General features: G+C 38.7%; 2 protein-coding genes. Both read right to left on the bottom strand.

The genetic code is table 11. The annotated features are described in order from the left end of the window. Positions 1-126: 126 nt before the first annotated feature. Positions 127-1104, bottom strand: a complete 978-nt coding sequence (locus OZP11_RS14805) for a PorP/SprF family type IX secretion system membrane protein (RefSeq protein WP_281231322.1) — start codon at positions 1102-1104, stop codon at positions 127-129. A 43-nt stretch (positions 1105-1147) separates the two neighbouring features. Beyond that, positions 1148-22405 carry a T9SS type B sorting domain-containing protein gene (locus OZP11_RS14800; RefSeq protein ID WP_281231321.1) on the bottom strand — a complete coding sequence of 7086 codons (21258 nt, stop codon included), beginning with the start codon at positions 22403-22405 and terminating at the stop codon, positions 1148-1150. Between the last annotated feature and the right edge of the window lie 38 nt (positions 22406-22443).

Raw genomic sequence — 22443 nt, 5'->3', positions numbered from 1 at the left:
CAAATATAGCAACTTTTAAGTACCATAAATTTCAAAAAAGCAAAAATATTATCGGAATAAAAACGAAAACGTTGTAATTTATGAAATCACACAAATTTATTCTCAAAAATGACAAAAATGATTTGTTTAATCGTGAACAGGACTTTGTGTACACGGACAGTTACTGATAGACTGCAGGAAGTCGAATCCGATTGTAATCGAATGCGTTCCGCTGTTATACGTTCCAAGTCCGTTAAACATCATCTGGTACGAGTATGCAAAATAGAATTTTGATTTCATAAAACCAGCCATTGGTCCTAACGCTAAAGGCTTAGGAAACTGGTCGTTTAAGAAACGGTATGAAACTCCAATCCAGTAGTAATCTTCGTAACGGTTGTATTTTCTGTACTTGAAGTTGAAGTCGGTTGTAGAACGTCCGTCACTTGCAAAGTACTGATAGAATACAGATGGTTCGTATTCGATACGGCTGTTTTCTGCATCCTTAAATACAAAACCTGTGTATGCCTGAAAGTTGGATAATAAATCCGGCTCTACTCCTCTAAACTTGTCTACGTTTTTCTTTAATACGTTGTTTGCATTAAAACTAAAGTAGAAACCTTTGTTACGATACAGTGCACTAATGTCGAAGTTACTGTTTGAGTTGTTTCTGTCACCCAGAATAGAAGGGTTTAAAGTAACCGGGGCTCCGTTTCCATCTGTAAAGTTTTCAGTTAAAATTCTGAAACTATTAAAGTTGTACGAGATACCAAAAGACAGATACTGTTTTGAATAATAATCTAAAATAAGGTGGTGCGCAAAGGAAACTTTAGCACCTGTTTGTCTTGTGTTACCATTGCTGTCATTATACAATGAAAGACCAACTCCTGAACGGTCCAGTACACGGAAATCCGCATACAAGGACTGGTTATCAGGCGCATCTTTAATTCCAACCCACTGTGTAAGACCATTGGCTCTAATACGAAGATTATCACCAATACCTGCATACGCCGGAGAAAGAATAAAAGGGTTATCAGCCAAATACTGAGTAAACACCGGTAGGTTTAACTCTTGGCTGTAACTTGTTGTTACAGCCATGAGTACTAAGGATAAAATAAACTTTTTCATTGTATTAATTTTTTTAGATAACATCATTGGGGCCTCTATTTTGTTATCTGTATAATGTGAAATGTCCAACAAACTCTCTTGCATCTTTCTCGTCATTTAGTTTAAGAACATACCAGTAATCTCCTGTTGGTAATTCTGTTCCGTGGTATCTACCATCCCATTTCTGACCTACGCGGTTTTTAGCTACTACCCTTCCATATCTGTCATAGATGTCGAAAGTTAAGTCTTTGTAAGCTAATGCTCCACAGTCCGGACCTATTGTATCCTGATCACCGTCACCGTTTGGTGTAAAGTAATTTGGAAGACAGAAGTCGTAGAATGTTCCCTGAACATCCAGCGGGAATGTACAACCGTTTTGATCTCTAACAATTACTTTATAAATACCTGATTCATAAATTCTATATGTTGCAGATGATGAGAATGGCTGACCATTGAAACTGTATTCGTAAGCAGGAACACCTCCAGAAGCTTTTACTTCGATAATGTTCAACTCTTTTACAGTTGTTACAGCTACTGCTGTTAATGGAGCTACCGCATCAACACGAACTTCGTTAGATACTTTTTCACATCCTTCTAAGTTTGCACTTACACTATAATTACCAGTAAGAAGGTTTCTAAATACCGGATTACCTGTTTGAGTAATTCCTGTTGATACACCATCTTCTAATAATGTGTACACTATAGTTGCTTTTCTAGTCTCATCGATTGAATCATCTACAGTAACTGTAATTGAATTAACCGGAAGGTCATTCTCGCAATCATAACTTACTTCTGCTTTAGGATTCAATACAATTGGATCCGGCATTGAGTTACTTGTAAATGAAATAATACAATCGTTAGCATCTTTAATGTAAATAGTATGCTGACCTCCTGAAAGACCAGGGAAACTGAATGTAAATTCATCGATATCAGGACTTACAAATGGTCCGTCTTCGTTATCAATACTTGCTGTATAAGGAGCTGTACCTGAGTTTTCTTCAACTTCAATAAAGATTACTCCGTTTTTGTCTCCTTCACAGTATTCCGGAATCATTGAGTCAACTAATTCTATCGCTTTTAAAATTGTTGGCTGAGTGATCGTGAACTCAAATACTTCGTTACAGCCATTTTCATCCATTGCAATAGCAGTATAATCACCAGGAGCTAAATTCTCGAATACATTTTTCGTATCAAACTGATCGGTATCAGGAGAGATAGAATATTTGTATGCTCCTGTTCCACCGCTAGCAGTGATTTCAAAACGTCCATCGCTTCCACCAAAACAGCTAACATTCTTCTGGATAGGTGTTGCTAAGAATGGTTCATCTGGCTCAGTAATTTCATACTGACGAGTCACCGGACCACAATCAGTTCCGCTTGTTACACTTACCACATAAGTTCCAAATCCTAAGTCAGCGAATATACCGTCATTTTGAGCCGGACGAATTATAGTTCCTGCCGTGTCAAGTAATGTATATGTATATCTGCCTACTCCACCTTTAGCTTCAGCAATTAATACTGCTGTGAAATCACCTTTACATTTTACTACTGCACTTTCAACTTTTAAGTCGATCTCTAATGGTTCCAGAGCTGGGATTTCAACTTCGTTAGAAGCATATCCAACGCATCCGTTAGTATCTCTCACATAGTATTGGTAAACTCCTACAGGAACACTAAATCTCGCTGGAGATGTAGATGTGAATGATCCAAGGATCAATGATCCGTCAGGGTCTGTACTATATGTATAAGAACCTGTTCCACCTGTAGCACTTAATGTAAGTTCTGACTGAGTACCACATGTCTGAGTTCTTGACTCTACTAATGTTCCTTCTACAATTGTTGGCTCAGTGATTACAACTTCTGCAGATGTTGCAGAACATGTAAATCCGTCTGTTACTGTTACTAAGTATCTTCCTGCTCCTAATCCGCTGAATACCGGATCTGCCTGAGGAGTACTTGTAGCTGCAGGATCTTTAGAAAGGTTACTTAACGTATATAAGTAATTACTTCCCTGACCTCCTGTTGTTACTACTGTAATAGCAGCAGTTTTATCATTGAAACAAGCTAATGTTGTAACATTTGGTGTTGCCACAATTGCAATTGCCTGTGGTAACGCTAATGTTTGTGTATCTGTATCGATACAACCGTTAGCATCTCTAACATTGATTGTATATGTTCCAGGTCCTAAATCAGTGAAAGTAGCTTTATCTGAGTAGTCTGAAACAACTATCAATCCATTTAATAACTGGTACTCATAGAATCCTGAACCTCCAACAGCAGTTGCGTAAATTGCACCATCACGATTACCTGCAGCACAAGTAATATCTGATTTTGAGGTTTGCAAATCTAATTGAGCATCAGCCTGACTGATTCTAAATTCTTTAGTAATTGTACAAGATGGACCAGTTACATCTGTTAATGTCGCTGTAATTGTATAATCACCTGCAAGAAGATTAGAAATTCTAAGCGGACCTGCATTTGGCGAAGTTCCTGAACTTGGAACCGGACCTGTGATCGTGTATGTAAATGCTCCCGCATTATCAGGGTTTGGTACATTATCAACAAAAGTTAATTCTACCGCTCCATCGTTGTCTCCGTAACATACATATTCTTTAATCGGGTTAACCTCAATTGAGAATGTGTTAGGGTTATTTACAACGTAAGGTTCTGTAATCGTACATCCTGTAGCCGGGTTAAATACGGTAATCAAGTAATTTCCAATTGATAAATCTGTAAACAGACCTGTTGTATTCGATTGGTTGTAAACTGTTCCCGGATAACCTGTCATTGTATAATTTAATAATGCTGGTGTTCCTCCTGTTGTTGTAACAGAAACCTGAATAGTTTCGTTTACAAGACATGTTATTGGTGTTACAATTGCAGTATCAATATCATCCATTGTAATGAACGATGGAATAACAATTGGTGCAGTTGAAATACCTGAACATCCTTTATCGTCTGTTACTTTAACAGTGTAAGTACCTCCAGCGATATTCGTTTCAGTATACACATTTGAGTCACCAACCTGAACTACAGTTCCGTTTTTACTGAACTCATAAATGATATAAGTTCCTGAACCTCCTCTTACAGCAGCTGCCGGCACTGTAATCGTTGCAAAGTTTGTAGTGTTTGATCCTGCAGAACAAGCAAATCTTGAAACAGTAGGTGCATCTACTACAACCGGTGCAGGCTGTATAATTCTTGTATCAATCTGAGCATTACAACCTCTTCCTGAAGTAACTCTTACTGTATAATCTCCCGGAAGAAGATTATCGAATACATTACTTTCCTGAGGTCCAACATTAACTGGTGTTCCTGCAATAGTAGTACCTGTTAATCTGTACGTGTACACCGGATTATCGTTTACTCCCGGAGCATTTGGCTCTAAGTTAACGATGATACGTCCGTCAGAATCACCATTACATGTAACGTCTGTTTTTTCCAGAGCTAAACCAGTAATATCAGTTGCTCTTGATAATTCTACTATTACAGTATCTGTACAACCGTAAGTAAGGTCTGTCACCAAAATAGTATGAGAACCTACGGCCATATTACTGAATGTCGCTGTATTTCCTGCAACAACCGGCAGGTAAGCTCCAGATGAGAATCTGTAGTTTCCAGATCCGCCTGTTGCTGTTGCTATGATACGACCGTCTACAAAGTCACAACTTGGCAATGCCGCAATTGTCGCTTGTAAATCTAAAGCTCCTTCTATTGTTACAGCAGCAGTAACTGTTGTTGTACAACCATTACCGTCTCTTACTGTAATATCATAAGAACCTGAAGCTGTTACCACAAATCTAGGATCTGTCTGGAAGCCTGTTCCGATACTGTATGATAATGGCGCTACTCCTGAAGCTGAAACTGTAAATTCATACGTTCCTGCTGCATTCGTACACTGACTTGCAACACTTGCTGTAACAGCACTTGGAAGCGGGTCAATGGCAATTATTTGTTGTTTGAATGCTGGTGAACATCCGTTAAGATCTTTCACATAAACATCCCATGTTAAAATAGTTTTGTTTTGTGTATCTACAACAATTTTATTATCAGTTCCGAACGTTGTTGGAGCAGGAGATCCTGCAGCAACAGCAGCATAACCGTAAGCCGGTGTACCACCTGTCGCAGTAACTGTAATTGTTGCATTGTTATTATCACAACTGATATTTGTCGCTGTCATTGTAAAATCTAGCGCAGCTACCGGCTGATCGATTAGGAAATTCACTACCTGATCAACACATCCTGATGTATTATCAGTAACTGTAAACGTATAGCTTGCAGCTGTTAATCCTGTGTAGGTAATGATATCCCCTGTTTGTGTGCTTGTTCCGTTATTTGGAGTCAATGTGTACGTGTAATTCGCTGGAGTGATGTAATTACTCACTGTGAATGCTGCTGTACCATTTGATCCTCCGTTACATGAAACGTCGCTTAACAATTGACCTTCAACATTAATTTCGCTCGCTTTTTCTACAATAATTGTATTTACTGTACTACAACCGTTATTATCTGTTACTTGTAAAATATAAGTATCCGGTAATAAGTTAGCGAAACTTCCTGTTGTATTTGAAGCCACTGCCGAAGCCGGGCTGATAATAGAATATGTAAATGGTGCAACTCCTCCAACAATAGTTGCCGGATCTACTGAAACTGTTGCTGTACCACCTGCAGTATTACAATAAATTGGTGTAGCCGTAATATCGAAATCTGTTGGCGGTGTATAAGGAACAACTGTTGCTGATCCTGAAACTCTACATCCGTTTCCATCTACTACAATATAGTTAATTGTACTTGCCGTGTTCACTTTAAATGAAGGTGAAGTTCCAAAACTTGCTCCGTTATTGAAGCTATAGCTGTATGGTAATGTACCATTGCTTGCTGTAAGTGTAATAACGGCATCCTGAATAGCATTTGTACTGCTGCAAGTAAATGGTGTTACTGCATTTATAACTGCTAAAGCAATTGGTTCAGTTATTACAACATCAACCGGTAAAGATGGACATCCTTTAGCATCTCTAACAGCAATTGAATAAGTTCCTGCTGTTAATCCGCCGAAGATATTAGAAGCTACAAAAGTAGATCCTCCATCTATACTGAATTCAAATGGAGCCGTTCCGTTTTGACCTGTAACTGTAATTCTTCCTGTATTACCTCCTTCACAATATACATCAACCTGAGCTGTTGTAAATGTTGGAGTAATGTTTGGAGTAATCACAACCGGTACTGAAACAGCCTGACACTGACTATCAGAAACTCTGAAAGTATATGTTCCTGCTGCTGTTGGGTGATATGGAGAAGTAACCGGGTTATAATTTAAACCTCCATCAGTAGATACCTCAAATAATGGGTATGTTCCTGTTCCCTGTGTAGCAAGTAATGTAATCGTTGCATCATTAGTTGTACAATTTAAATCTTGTACAAGAGTCGCCTGAAGCAATAATTCCTGATTCAATGTATATTGAGCGTGCGCAATACATCCGTTACCATCTTTAATATAGAAATCGTATGTACCCGGTGCGTTCAACACGAAGTTAGGACTTGCATAATATCCGTTACCAATACTGTACGTTGTTGGGTTTGTAATATCCGGATCTGTATAACCTGTAATCGTAATTGGTACCGGACCACCTGTATAACAGTATACATTTGTCGTTACGTCGATTGTTGGTGCATCATCACTAGTAAGTGTCACGTCAATTTTTGCCGGACAAATTAAGTTTGCATCCTGAACATATACATCCCATTCCGGAACAGCAGGGTTCAATACTGCAAAATTACTTGTAGAATAATCTGCTGCTGTTGGTATTTGTCCGTCAGGAACGAAAGCATATTTGTATGCCGGCTGACCTCCTGTCGCACTAACTGTCACTACAGAACCGAAGTAACAATTAGCAGGTGTTTGAGAATCAACCGCTAAAGTTAATACATCTGGTTCTTCAACATCGATAACTGCATCTGCTGTACATCCTGTAGCAGCATCTATAACTGTTAATGTGTAGGTTCCTGCCGCTAAACCAGTTACTGTAACAACATCACCAAGAGATGTAATTGTTCCAGCATTCGGGCTTAATGAGTATGTATAACCGCCTGTTCTGTCTGCTACTGTAAATCTAACAGATCCGTTAGTACCACCGTTACAAGAAACATTAGCAACTAATTCACCTGAAACTGTAATATTAGTTACCGGAGTTACTGTATGTGATTCTGTGTATGTACATCCGTTTGCGTCTGTAATCTGGAATACATAAGTCGCCGGCGCTAAGTTTGCAAATATTGGGCTAGGTTGTTTAGCTCTTACAATAGGAGATAAAATCTCATATTCTACTGCGCCTACTCCTCCAACATAAGCTGTAACTTCTACTGTAGCATCAGCAGTACACGTATCTGGTACTGTAGTTACAATTGTTAAGTCTGTTGGCGGGTTCAATGCCGGAACATCAACACCGTTTGTTAATACGAAAGTACATCCTTTGCTGTCTTTTACGTAAACATCGAAAGTTACTCCTACGTATGTCTCGAAAGTATCATCATTAGAATAATTTGCTCCTCCGTTATAACTGTATTGATAAGGAGCAGTTCCTCCAGACGGAACAACCGTTACAACTGCCTGTGTAGGTGCATTTCCTGCAGTACACAATAAATCTGCTGTAATTGATGATGTTGCTGTCAATGGAGCCGGTTCTGTTATTGTTATTGTTATTGGCGCTGAGTCACATTGTTTCGCATCTCTTACGATAACATTGTAAACTCCGGCCGTTCTTGAATTAAATGTATTATCTGTTCCGAAAGTACTGCCATTTACACTATAAGTATAAGGCGCAATTCCGTTTGAAGGCGTTATTACAAAACTTCCTGTGTTTCCTAAGTTACAGCTTACATTAACTTGTGTATAAGTCGCTGTTGGAACTGTTTTTGGCGTAACTGTTACACTTCCTGATACAGCCTGACAATTTTGTGAGTCTGTAACTCTGAAAGTATACGTACCATCAACAGTCGGCTGGTAAGAAGGCCCTGCAATATTGTTGAATGTAACTCCGTCTGTAGATACTTCGTATCTTATATAAGTTCCTGTTCCTCCACCTGGTACTAAAGTAATAGAACCGTCAACAGCACAAGTTAAATCCTGATCCAGGTTTGCTTGTAAAGTTACTTGTGGTTTCACTTCGTATGAAACTGAATCTGTACAACCGTTTCCGTCTCTAATTGTAAACTCATAGATACCAGGAGCACTAATTGTAAAGTTTGCTGATGCCTGGAATGCTCCACCGTTCATACTGTACATTGGTGCTGCAACAATATCTGTATCTGCTGTTCCTGTAACAGTAACGGTAACAGGCGCACCTGTATAACAAATTAATGCCGGAGCAGTAATTGTTGGATCGTCATCTCTTTCAATTGTTAATGGAAGAGGCGTACCAATTACACATAAGTTAGCATCTCTAACATATACTACCCAGTTTGTTGCAACTGTTGGGTCTAATTCTGCTTCAGCTGAATCTGAATAAGTTCCAGGAGCACCTGCTGATGCCGGTACAAATGAATACTCATAAGGAGCAGTTCCGCCAGAAGCTGTTACACTCACTTTTGCACCTGTCTGACAGTTTGCATTTACTATTGGACCAGCCACTAATACTAATGGATCCGGTTGCGTAACTACAACTGTTGCTGTGCTTGTACATCCTGTTAGATTGTCTGTAACTTCAATTTCATAACTTCCAGCTGCTAAACCAGTGTACGTAATAACGCTTCCTGCCTGAAGGTCTGTTCCAGCATTTGGAGTTAAAGCGTATGAATATGTTCCTGCGTAATCTGCAACTGTAAATTTAATAGAACCATTTGTTCCTGTGTTACAAGAAACATTTTGAACTAAATCTCCGGCAACTGTAATGTTTGTTACTGGATCAACAGTATGTGATTCTGTATAAGTACATCCATTTGCATCTGTAACCTGGAATACATAAGTACCCGGAACTAAACCTGCAAACGTTGTGCCTGGTTGTTTACCTCTCACAATTGGAGATAAAATTTCGTATTCTAATGCTCCAACTCCTCCAACATGTGCCGTAATTTCTACTGTAGCATCTGCTGTACATGTATCTGGTATTGTTGTTGCAATAGTTAAATCTGTCGGTGGGTTTAATGCCGGAACATCAACTCCATCTGTTATTACAATCTCACAACCATTATTGTCTCTAACGCGAATATCAAACGTTACACCTACAGTTGTTTTATAAGTATTCTCAGAAGTATAATTAGCTCCTCCGTCATAACTATATTCATAAGGAATTGTTCCTCCTCCGGCTGTTACGGTTACAACTGCTTCTGATGGTACATTTCCTGGTGTACATAAAAGAGGTGCAGTAATATTTGATGAAGCCGTTAAAGCCGCAGGTTCTGTAATAGTTACTGGTGTTGTAAGGATACAATCTTTAGCATCTTTAACAGTAACTACATAGTTAGTACCCGCCGTTAATCCTGTAAATTCATTTGATGGCTGGAAAGCTGTAACAATAACTCCTCCTCTTTCTAATTGGAATTCAAATGGACCAACTCCGCCTGTAACTTCAACATTAATTGTTCCATCGGTTCCTAAATTACAGTTCACGTTTGTTGGTGTTGCTGTAAATACAATTGCCGGAATTGGATCTAATGTGATAGTGAAATCTGCCGTACAGTTTTCAGCATCTGTTACTGTAAACACATAAGTACCTGTAGCACTTGTTGTAAGTACATTAGTTGTTGGTGTTGAAGCCCCTCCGTTTACTGTATAAGAATACGTGTAAGTACCATGACCTCCTGAAGGTGTCAGAGTAAACTGTGCATCTTCACTTCCTGCAATACAGCTTAATTCTCTAGTTAAATCAACATCAAGCTCTAATTTAGGTTCAACTGTATAAACAGTAGTTGCAATACAGTTTTTACCATCTTTTATAGATAAATTATAGGTACCTGCTTCACTAAATGTAAAACTTGGAGAAGTTTGGTACACACTGCCGTTTACACTATAAGTAGCATCCCCTACGATAGTAGGATCGACAGTTCCTGTAATATTTATTGTAAATGGTGCGCCTGTAAAACAAATTGGCATCGGCGTAACAATTGAAGGATCTTCATATTTGTAAACTGTTACAGGTACAAATTGAATACAATTGTAAGCGTCTTTTACATAAACATCGTATACGGTTCCTGCTATACTTCCTGCTCTTGTGAATGTATTACCAGATACCCAGTCACCAGCCACAGGTGCTGCACCTGAAGCTACTACCTGATATGTATAAGCCGGTGTTCCGTCTTTTGCCTGAGCCGAAATAACAGCCAGGTTATGACAATCTTGTTTTGACGTCGCTGAAGCCGTAAGACTTAACGGTAAAGCTGATTCCTCGATTGTAAACGTATCCGAAACTACTGAACATCCTGCGAAAGGACCTGCAATTTCTTCTACTATTATATAATAAGTACCTACAGCAAGCGGGTTTAAAGTTACACTTGCAGATGTTGTACCTGCAGCTAAACCTGTTATTGTAGTAGGTGCTATAATTTCATTGTTTGTGAATGATTCACGAACAGAATAACGTAAATCTACTGAAGCAGCAGGATAGTTGTTTCTGATCGCAAAAGTTACACTTCCGTCTCCAGCATTTTTACAAGTAATATTGCTAGCTACATCATTTACTACTTCTAACATTGAACTAGTAGGTATTGGACCAGGAGATGCCTGGAAGTAATAACATCCTGTACTTTCAGAATATACAATGAATGTATACGATACTCCAGGAGTTAAACCTGTGTAAACTGTCTGACCCGGAGAAGTTTCTCCCTGCCATCCGTCAATACCATCTGCAGTCCATGTCTGCGGTGGAGTAGCTCCTTTGTAGATATTGAAATGGAACGGTCCTGTTCCTGCATAAGCACTATCAATTGTAATAGTCGCTGAACCACCAGTCGGACCACAAACAGAAGTAGTACTGATTGTAATTCCAAGCTGGCTTACCGGTGCTGCAATCAGAACGTCTTTAATAAATTCTGAACAACCATTAGTATCCACTACTCTAATTTGGTAGAAACCAAAGTCAACAACCTCAAATACTACAGTTGTACCTGGAATACCGTGTGCTTCTGCACTATATCCGTTAATACCTGTTACATAGTAATCGTATGGACCTGTACCACCAGAAACAGCCTGAATGATAATCTCTCCTTTCGATACACCTCCTGTACTAGCGTCACAACGCATATCTGTTTTAGTTGAAGTTACAACTAAAGGACTTGGTTCTGTAATCGTAATATTTTCTATGTCTGTACAACCTTTTGCATCGGTTACTGTTACTCTATATGATCCTGCACGTAACCCTGAAGTCTGCGTACCGTAATTAATATTTAAAGTTGTATTGAGAACTTCAATTTCAAATGGAGCTAATCCTAATGTAGGATCTACTACTACATTTAAAGAAGCAGAAGAATCTCCATTACAGCCAATCGTTGCTCCAAGTGTAACTGATACATCTGGATTTACCGGTACTGTAATTGTTACAGGAACCGTAGTTGTAGCTGTACAGCCTCTTGTATCTGTAACTGTGAAAGTAAAGTCAGCCGCAGCACTTGTTGTGAAAACATTTCCAACAAAAGTACCTGTTGCGCTTGCCGGGTTACTTGTATAAGAATAAGTATATGTTCCTGCTCCTGTTCCGCCAGCTGCAGTAAGTGTAATTGCAGCATCAGTTGAACCTGAACATGTAATATCTTTATCTAATCGAGATGATATTGTCAATGGACTATTAACCGTTAGAGGTGTTGTAGTCGAAGCAATACATCCGTTTCCGTCTTTAACCCAGACAGTATAATTACCAGCTGCAGTTACTACAAAAGTATTAGAAGCATCGAATGATGTTGTACCGTTAAGACTATAAGTCAATGGTGCTTTTCCAACACCTGTTGCTGTAATAGTATAGCTTCCAACTCCAAGACATTGGTTTACAGCCGTAGCTGTAACCGTTGGAGCATTATCACGAGCAATAACTACATCTAATTTAATTTGACATCCGTTTGCATCTACCACATAAACATCCCAGTTTGTATTAACTGAAGGATCTAAATTGGCAACATTTGAGCTTGTTAAAGTTGCTCCAATTGGTGCTCCGTCTTGTACAAAAGAATATTTGTATGAAGGTGTTCCGTTAGAAGCCGTTACCGTTACTCTTGATGTACCTACATTACAGTTAGCATTTACTGTAACGTAACTTGCTGATAATGCAAGTGCCGGTTGTGAAATTGTTACCGATTTAGTATCTGTACATCCTGTTGCTGTATCTGTAAATTCAACTGTGTAAGTACCCGCTGTTACGTTAGCCAATGTTACAATGTTACCTGATTGAGTAAGAGTACCATTCGTTCCTAAAGATCCCGCTGTTAAAGTATATGTATAAGCTCCTGCAGCAGCTACACCAGAAACTGTAAATCTACCGTTTCCTGTACTGTCACCAAAACATTTTACATGACTTACCACCGCCGGAGTAGCCAAAATTGGCGTTACCGGGTTAACTCTGTAAGACTGCTCAGCATAACATCCGCTGCCATCTGTAATTCTAAATGTATAGGTAACATTTGGAGCTAATCCTGCAAATATACCAGTACCATTACTTGCAACTGCAGAAGCCGGTGCTGTAATGCTGTATACTAATGTTCCAACTCCTGTACCTATAGTTGCTGTAACTTCAACTTCACTAGTTATATCATTACAAGTAACAGCACTTCCTAAAATAGAAGCAATTGTTGGAGGATTTAATCTGTTTAAAGTAATCTGACCATTAAAGATACATCCGTTAGCATCTTTAACTGAGAAATTTAATGTCTGGTCTGATCCATTATCGTTTACTGTATATGTTCTCACACCCGCCACATAAGCACTGCCATTGAAACTATACTGATAAGGAGCTGTTCCTGTTACTGGAACCGCAATTGTAACAGTTGTTGACTGTTTTGTATTTGTGGCGCTGCAAGTAAATGCCGGAGCACTTGCAGTTGCTGTCAATTGTGTAGGCTCAGTAATAGTAACATTTACACTTCCAGTACATCCTTTACCGTCTTTAACATAGAATGTATGAGTACCCGGTGTTAAACCTGTAAATGTTGCTGATGCACCAAATGTACCTGTTAAGCTGTCACTGTATGAATAGTTTCCTGATCCGCCAGTTGCTCTAAGTCTCACGATACCGTTGTCAGCACCGAAACATGTAATGTTAACCTGAGAAGCAACAGCCGGTACCGGATTGGTAATTGGAGCTACCGTTACTGAAGCAATAACTGTACATCCGGGAGTATTAGAATCTGTAATTTCAAAATTATAAGTTCCTGCTGTCGTTGCTGCCGCATAAACAAATGAAGTTCCTGTAACCGCCGTACTTGCTCCGTAACCACTTCCAGAATCTACACGATACGTGTAAGAAGCTCTTCCTCCGCCAATTTCAACTGTAATACCAGCTGCCGGAGTAAGCGTACAATCTAATTCTTTAGTCACTTTTGCAGTGGCAGTTAATTGTGGGTAAACTGTAATTGGAGTCGCCTGGTTTGTACATCCATTAGCGTCTCTAACCCAAACAGTATATGGTGTGGCAGAAGCTGCCACATTGAATACATTATTTGTTGTGAATGATCCGTTTATACCGCCAATTCCGTATTCTAAAGTTCCAACGCCTCCTGCACCTGTTGCAGTAATAGTGAAGTTACTTCCTGAAGCTGTACACTGACCAGTTAAAACTGCTGTCACAGTAGGAATTGGATCGCTTGAAATTGATCTTGTTACTGAATCAATACATCCGTTAGCATCTTTAACATAAACTACCCAGCTCATGTCTGCACCATTGTTTGTATCTACTGTTAATTTATCATTAGCTGTATAAGCTGTTGCTGCCGGAGCAGGATCACCTGATTTAACTACAGCATAAGTATAAGAAGGAGTTCCACCTGCACCTACTACAGTAATAACAGCGTTATCATTATTACAATTGATATTTGTAGCTGTAGCTGTAACATCAACATCCAGTGCCGGCTGATTAATTGTAATTGACGCCGTAGCAGGACAGCCTGTTGCTGTATCTGTAACTGAAACACTATAAGTTCCTGCAGGAACATTAGCCAATGTTAAAGTATTATCTAATTTTGAAAGTGAAGCTCCTGCTGATGCTGGTGTTATTGTATAAGTGTAGTTTCCAACAGTTGCTAAACCTGAAACAGTAAATGTAGCGTTTCCTGTTGAAGTACCTCTACACGTTACATCATTACCCGGAACAGCTGCAATTGCAATTGGAGTAACCGGATTAACTCTGTAAGACTGCTCAGCATAACAGCCGCTGGCATCTGTAATTCTAAAAGTATAGGTAACATTTGGAGTTAATCCAGTAAATGTACCTGTACCATTACTTGCAACAGCCGAGGCCGGTGCTGTAATGCTGTATACTAAAGTTCCAACTCCTGTACCTGCAGTACTGGTAACCTGAACTGAACTTGAAGTTGCAATACAAGTAACTGCACTTCCTGTAATAGAAGCAATTGTTGGAGGGTTTAATCTGTTTAAAGTAACCTGACCATTAAAGATACATCCGTTAGCGTCTCTAACTGAGTAATTAATTGTCTGATCTGCTCCATTATCATTTACTGTAAGTGTTCTTACAGCAGCATAAGCCGCACTGCCAAAACTGTATTGATAAGGAGATGTTCCTGTTGTTGGAACCGCAATTGTAACAATCGTTGATTGTTTTGTATTTGTTGTGCTGCAAGTAAATGCCGGAGCACTTGCAGTAGTTGTTAATGCACTTGGCTGTGTTATGGTAACAATAATTGTACCCACACACTGCTTGCTGTCTCTTACATAGAAAGTATGATCACCAACTGCTAAACCTGTAAATGTAGCATTAGAACCATAAGTTGTTCCGTTGCTGCTATACTGATAGTTTTCACCTGCTAATAATGATCCTCCTGAACCAGCAAGGGTTACAGAACCATTAGCTAATCCGTTACAAGTAACATTTGTCTGTGCTGAAACCGCAAGAGAAGGGTTTGTTATAGGAAGAATTGTACTTGTCACTACAAAAGTACAACCATTAGCATCTGTTACTCTAATTAAGTAGGTGCCTGCTGTTGCAGTACTGTAAACGTTAGAAGCCATTGGAGTGTACGTTGTTCCTCCGTTAGATGAAACTGCATAAGTATACGCAGTTCTTCCACCGTTTGCTGTAATTGTAATTCTTGCGTTAGAGCTTGTAGCACTTGTAGTAGAACAATCTAATTCTTTTACTGCAGCTACTGCTGTTAACTGGCTGTAAACTGTAATTGGCGTTGCAGAAGCCGTACAATTGTTTCCGTCTTTTACCCACACAGTGTAAGGAGTTGCAGAAGCAGCAACATTGAAAACATTGTTTGTTGAGAATGATCCTGTTGGGCCATCGATTCCGTACAATAAAGTTCCTACACCGCCTGTACCGGTTGCAGTAATAGTAAAGTTGCTTCCTGAACCACCACATTGATTATTTAATACCGCTGTAACACTTGGTAATAAATCAGATTGAATTGTAATAGTTTCTGTATCCGTACAACCATTGGCATCTCTTACATAAACTGTCCAGTTTAAATCTGCACCACTATTAGTATCAACAGTTAATAATGAACCTGTACCATAAGATGCTGCTGCCGGAGCAGGATCGCCTGTTCTTGCTACAGCATAGCTATAGCTGGTTGTTCCTCCTGTAACTGCAACTGTAATTTCAGCTGTATCTTTATTACAATTGATTCTTGTTGCTGTTAATGAAGTAATATTTAAAGAAGCTGCAGGCTGTGATAAAGTAACAGTATAAGTAGACTGACATCTTGTTAATCTGTCTGTAGCTGTAATAGTATAATCACCTGCCGCAACTGCTGTTGTAACATTTATTGTTGTAGTAGATGCCGGAATATTATTTGACTGCTGGATAGAAGTTCCTCCTGCATTTCTAACTACGTAATCATAACCGTTTGCTTTTGCTCCGGTTACTGTAAATCGGATAGTTCCTGTACCACCAAAACAATTGATTGGTGTAACAACAGAACCTCCTGTAACAATATCTGCAGTTCCAACTACTGTGTGAGAAATTGTTCTTGAACAAGTAGTATTAGTATCTCTTGCCTCGAAAGTATAACTTCCAGGAGCCAATGATGTAAAAATTCCAGTCGTATTACTAGCTGTATTGAATCCAGCTGGTCCTGAAATAATTCTGTATGTAATATTCGCTAAACTTCCTGCTTTTACTGCCGCAATTGTTACACGTCCTCCAGCCGGAGTTGTTGAACAATCGTAACCGCTGTCAGTTAAGTTAATTGCCGTAATCTGATCTAAAGCAGCAACCGAAACACTAAATGGTCCTGCCTGACATCCGTTACCGTCTCTAACATAAGCTGTAACTGTTTGTGCTGTCGTTACAGAAAAAGTATTAGTACTTGTAAAGTTTGTCGTACCATTAAAACTATATGTATAATTACCTACTCCACCAGATCCTGTAATTGTAACTACTGCAGGAGCTGTACCTGTAGTGCTGCATTTAAGTTCTGTAGCAGAAATAGTTCCTGCAACCACAGCAGGTTCTGTTAATGTAATTGTTCCTACGGCAGATAAACAACCTTTGTTGTCCATTACTCTGTAGCTGTATGCAATTCCGGCTCTTAATCCTGTATATCTTACAGTAGAAGTGAAAGCACTATTGTTAAAACTATACTGATAACCGCCTGAACCACCTGAACCACTTAATGTTACTTCACCTGTAGATGCTCCGTTACAAGCTACATGCACTGGTGTTGCATTAGCTGTAGGGTTTGTAATTGCATCAACTGTTGCATCAACTGTAACTTTACAAGACGTTGGAGAATTAGCATCTGATATTTCGAAAGTATAATTTCCTGCTCCTGAAGCTGCATAATCAAACGCAGTTCCTGTTACGTTTACAGGAGAACCAAAAGATCCTGTTGCTCCTTGTCTCACTCTATATGTAAAAGGAGCCTTTCCATCTGTAATTTCTACGTGAATAGTCGCTCCTGTAGTATTACAGTCCAATTGTTTTGAAACAGTTGGTCTTGCGGTAATTGCCGGAGCAATTACGATTCCTGCCACAACTGCTTTACATCCGTTACCGTCTGTAACTTCTACACTATGTGTTCCTGCTCCAACGCTGAATGTATTTGAAGAAACTCCCGGAGCTCCATTTAAACTATAAGATAAAGTTCCTGTTCCTGTAGCTGTAACAACAATAGTTGCTCCATTTACACTATCAAAACATAAATCAGATGATGCAGATAATGAAATTGTTGGTTCTGTAGGTCTGTTTATAATTACTGCAGTAGACACTCCAGAAGGACAATTACTTGCATCACGAGCTACAACAGTATACGTTCCTGTTCCTAAATTAGGGAACACAGCAGAGTTTTGGAAAGCTACTAATACAGTAGTTCCATTTGCTGCTCTCAATTCAAACTGATAAGGAGACTGGCCTCCATTTGCTTCAGCAGTAATAGTAGCTCCTGTAGTACAAGTAGGCGGTGTAGAAACACGTGCCGTTACCGTTACCGGAGTTGGTGAACCAACTGTAGCAGTTTTTGTTATTGGACAATTTCCAGAAGCATCAGTAATAACAATACTGTAATTACCTGCTGCTAAACCTGTAATAATAGTTTCGGCTGTAGTAGAAGTACGCTCTGGTCCTCCGTTAACTCTATATTTATAGCTTCCTGTATAGTGAGATGCAGTAAAACGAATAGAACCCGTATTACCACCACTACAAGAAACGCTTTGTATTTGTGGATCTGTAACTGAAAATGCCTGATCTCTAGGAATTTCGATTGGAGTAACTTTTTCTGCAATACAAGATTCCGGAATCTGACGAACCCAGATATCATCTACTGCTAAATCGTTACCGTTAATTACCTGACTATGAGATAAAATAACAAAATCTAAAGAGGTATTATTTCCAGGGTTTAATGTTAAAACCTGACCGTTTCCTAAATCTGTTGTATTATGCCATTTCTCATCTCTTGGAATAGATTCTGTGTCTTTAGAAGCATTTGGTAATGCCACTCCATTCTTTTGAAGCTGAATCGTTAATTTAGGAGAAGGCAAATCATTTGATATTTTTAACAAATTAAGCATATATAGAGAAACCTGTATATCTTGATTTGGAATAACATCGTTAATGGTTTTTCTGTATAAAATACCACCCGGAGGCACAACACCTCCAACATTTACCGCTAAGAATTTACCGTCCTTAATTTCCGGTGTATTATTAATTACCGAAGTATTATCTTTAGGAAGACACCATCTAAAATCACCTTCGTGAGCAGGTAGTAATCCTTGTGTTACTACATATTCTCCATCATTTAAAAGAATTGGATGCCATGGATTGTCTACTGCACAATCTACCACATCATCTTGTCTTTCCCAACAGTAATTAGGGTGAATACCCTCTACTTTTGAGTCTGCTCCTCTTCCAAAATCTTCTCTTAATAAGTTACTGTAAGTAGGAACAGTATTCAATTTATATTTAACCGAAATATTGTGACTTCCTGAAGTTACATTCGTAAATACATTATTTGTAATTGGTGTATTTGGTCTTCCGTCTATATAATATTCGTAAGTATAATTATTAGATGTTGCATTTGTAATTGTTACCGTACTAGTTGCAGTTCCGTCACAATTAAATACTGGATCTTCAACATGAACCTGCGGATCTGTCGGTTTTTCATCTAAAATAATTTCATAAGGAATCATATAGATACAGCCATCTGCATCTCTAATTCCTAAAGTTCCTTTAGGGAATCTGTTAGGAAGTACATCTTTTTCGTTTGAATTCTGCCAGTTTACACCTCCGTCAAAAGTAAATTGATAAGGCGCTCTACCACCCTGAGCATTGTTGATACGTAATTTACCTCCCTGATTAACACCCGATCCATCTGGTAAAGTACAACCAGCTAACGAAGCAACACCTGCAGATGCTGTTAAAGCGTCTGTTGGTCCTGTAATAGTTACTGCCTGTGAAGGATCTTCACAAGGTACAGTTATCGTTTGATTTCCATTAGAATACGTAATAGAATAACGTACTTTCACATTGTAAACTCCAGGGAATAAGTTAGAGAAAACATTACTTGCCTGATACGTTGAACCGTTATTGATACTATACTCTAATGTATATCCAGTAGCCGGACCTGTTAAATTAATTCTAATCTCAGAAGTACCGTCATAACATTTACTGCTTGTTGGTACAATAGTATAGGTAGGTTTTGGAAAATCTGGTATAACCAAATTATATGTTGCTGTACATCTGTTTCTGTCATAAACCTGAATTGCATACGTTCCCGGAGCAGTAACTGCAAGAAGGATAGTATTTAAATCATAATTATTATTATCAGAAAGCGGATGTTCTACACCATTAACAAAATAAGTGTATTGTGCATAGTAATTTGATCCTCCGGAAGCTCTGATTCGGTATAATCCGTCACTACAGCCTGTATAGGCATTTATAGTCTCTGAAGTAATAGTTAATTCAGCTGGCGGATTTTCTATTCTTTTTTCAGCACTTGCCAAACATTCCGGGTTTCCGCTTGTATCTAAACCATTATAAACTTCTACTCTATAATTTCTGCCAGGAGTTAGATTTTCGAATTCATACGTACGAGAAGTAAAAGGTCCTACAGTCTGAACTAAAGTTCCGTTTTCATACAGTTTAAAATAGTATGAAGAGAAACCATCAGTAGCACTTACTGTAATTCTTCCTTTTTCTCCGTAACAGAATGGTTGCTCTGCAGGATTATTGATTATTAACCCAAGATTTAAAGCACGAATTTCGATTCTACCTGTTTTGTATGTACAAGTTGGATTTACATTTTTAAGTCTGTAACTTACAATATAAGTACCTGCATCTGCTGCCGACCACATTGGAAAATTGTTACTATCCTGCCAGCCTCTTGAAACATCTGTTGCTACATTTGTTAAATTATATTCGTAACCTGTAAGGGCATCCACTCTAATATAACCGGCTTTATAACATAATATATCTTTATGTGTTTCCTGTATAGAAACATCACTTTTATATACGTTAAAATAGTAAACATTCTTACAGCCTACTGATGTTATTGTTACTCTATAGTATCCGGCTTCACTTGCTGTAAACAGAGAACCATTAGGGCCAGCAGATGTCCATACACACTCAGCTCTTTCATCGGCACAAAGCTCAGATAATTCAGCTGGAGAAGGTCGAACACAATTGGTTTTCTCCCATACGATTGTAGATCCTGTTAGCTCAAGGTTAAACAGCCTGGAGTCATTAGCACCACAAAGAAAGATTTTGGGTAATGGTTTTCCATCTATTAGACATGGTTCAATTTTACCACTAGCATCTTTATTGTCAGCATATTTAATTATAGGATTGGTTCTAACACCGCCGCCGTCAACAACTGTAATAATTTCCTGTAAATCATTACATGGAGAATTCGCCTTATTATTAACATAATAGGTTCCAGGTTCTGAAATTGTAAGTGTTTGTTCTGTTCCTATAACCGGTGTTCCAGATGGATTCCTGGACCACGAATAAGAAGCGTAACCACCCGATGCAGAAATTACATCAGTTGTATTACAAATTTCCTGTCTTCTGTTTCTACAATCTTCTAAACCTACTAAAAAGTTAGTCGACTGCGGTACAACATTACAACCCGCTATCGAAGAATAACTCGTTTCTCCATATTGAGCAGGATTGCTTGGATCTGCTCCAAGATCTCCAATATAACTAGTAAAAGCAGAGTTTCTAATAACATCAGAACATGCATTTGTTAATTTACTACAATCATTAACCACTCTAACTTTAAAACGAATGCTGTTAAAATCTACCTGTTCCTTAACTACCATGCTATTAGGAACTGTAAATGTTATTGTTCTTGTCGCTGCATTATATGATACATTAGACATTGTCATTCCTGTAGGAAGTGGAAGAATATCTGCCGGAAAACTAAAATTAGTATTGTCTGGAAGCTGATCTGTTATCGTAAATGACTTTGCATTGTCATTTCCTGTATTTCTAAATTTAAGTTCATAAACCAATTCATCACCTAAGCTAACGGGTAAATTAGCTGCATCGACACCGTTACGTGTAACTCCTTTTGTTAATACAATATTAGGTGCAATAATATCAACCGAAAACGCCATAAAATAATAGATGTAAACGTCGACGTTTGTACCTATCGTTATATTGGCGGATGTTGCTCTATTTGGAATAATCCCGGATTGAGCCGTAATGTCAAGAACTCCGGCATCAAAACCCAGAGTATTGGTACTATTAGGCACCCTGTTTGTAAATGGACCTGTTGTAGTATTAATAGAACTATTAAAAAAGTTATTTACAGGTCTTAAACTTGCAGGTGTTGTTACAATCGATTTATTATTGATCTGAAGATAATCTCCTGAGTAACCATAATCTCCTTCAAGAGCGGCAAAAGCAACCCTTCCCGAAACAGGACCAACTGATGGCGTGGTAAAACCACTGAAAGTTGTTGTAACAGGACGCTGACCACTACCAATCCCTGAAAATCCGTTAAAAGAAGAAATTGATTTACTTGGTAATGAAGCATCTTCATACACAATAAAAAGAGACCACCCGGCAGCTAATCCGGTTGAACCATTTGTATTTCTCACACCTTCTGTAGCTATTACATTGGCTACTGTATATTCTCCATTTGGGTTAGTAGGACTTAACAGTGATGTAATATCGGCAAAACAGGCATACGCTTGTGTTCTGTTACCCGTAGCATCACGAACACCATCATTGACGTTGGTAATGTCATGAATTAAGGTACCCGTAACATCCTGATAGGTATTATTAGTAGTATTTGGCACCTTAATTTTTACATTCCTGATCCTTGACCTGTCTTGCGGCGATTTTAAAATACCGGACCAATACAATGCCGCATATGCAACCCTGTAACAAGGATCTGCCGGAGCATTGTTATTTGGTACTGTAAGGGTAGCACTACTTGAACTAAAGATACCCGGAGTTGCTCCGTTATCTACGTTGATGTAATACATAGCAAAATCACCATTGAAGCCAGTTCCGTTGTATGGCGTATTTGGGCTTTCACTATAAGTACCGTTACTTCTCTTAGTACCTTTGTTAAGTATATTATTACCAATGGTAAGAATATCACCTTTAAGCTGTTTATTATACTCTCTGTTGAAAGGCGCATAGTTTTGGGACAACACTATATGACCTTGTAAAAAGAACAGTAGTAATAATACAATTTTAAAAATAGTAGGTTTTTTCATGGTATTTACTTTATTGGGCTTTTTATCTGATTCCCTAA

The sequence above is a fragment of the Flavobacterium gelatinilyticum genome (genome assembly GCF_027111295.1).
GTDB lineage: Bacteria > Bacteroidota > Bacteroidia > Flavobacteriales > Flavobacteriaceae > Flavobacterium > Flavobacterium gelatinilyticum.
Note: the sequence above shows the minus strand (reverse complement) of the source record. Positions and strands in the feature narration are given on the sequence as shown.

Bases quoted from the DNA above. Each gene is read 5' to 3' on its own strand.
- OZP11_RS14800 (WP_281231321.1), bottom strand. From the start codon at position 22,405: ATGAAAAAACCTACTATTTTTAAAATTGTATTATTACTACTGTTCTTT.
- OZP11_RS14805 (WP_281231322.1), bottom strand. From the start codon at position 1,104: ATGAAAAAGTTTATTTTATCCTTAGTACTCATGGCTGTAACAACAAGT.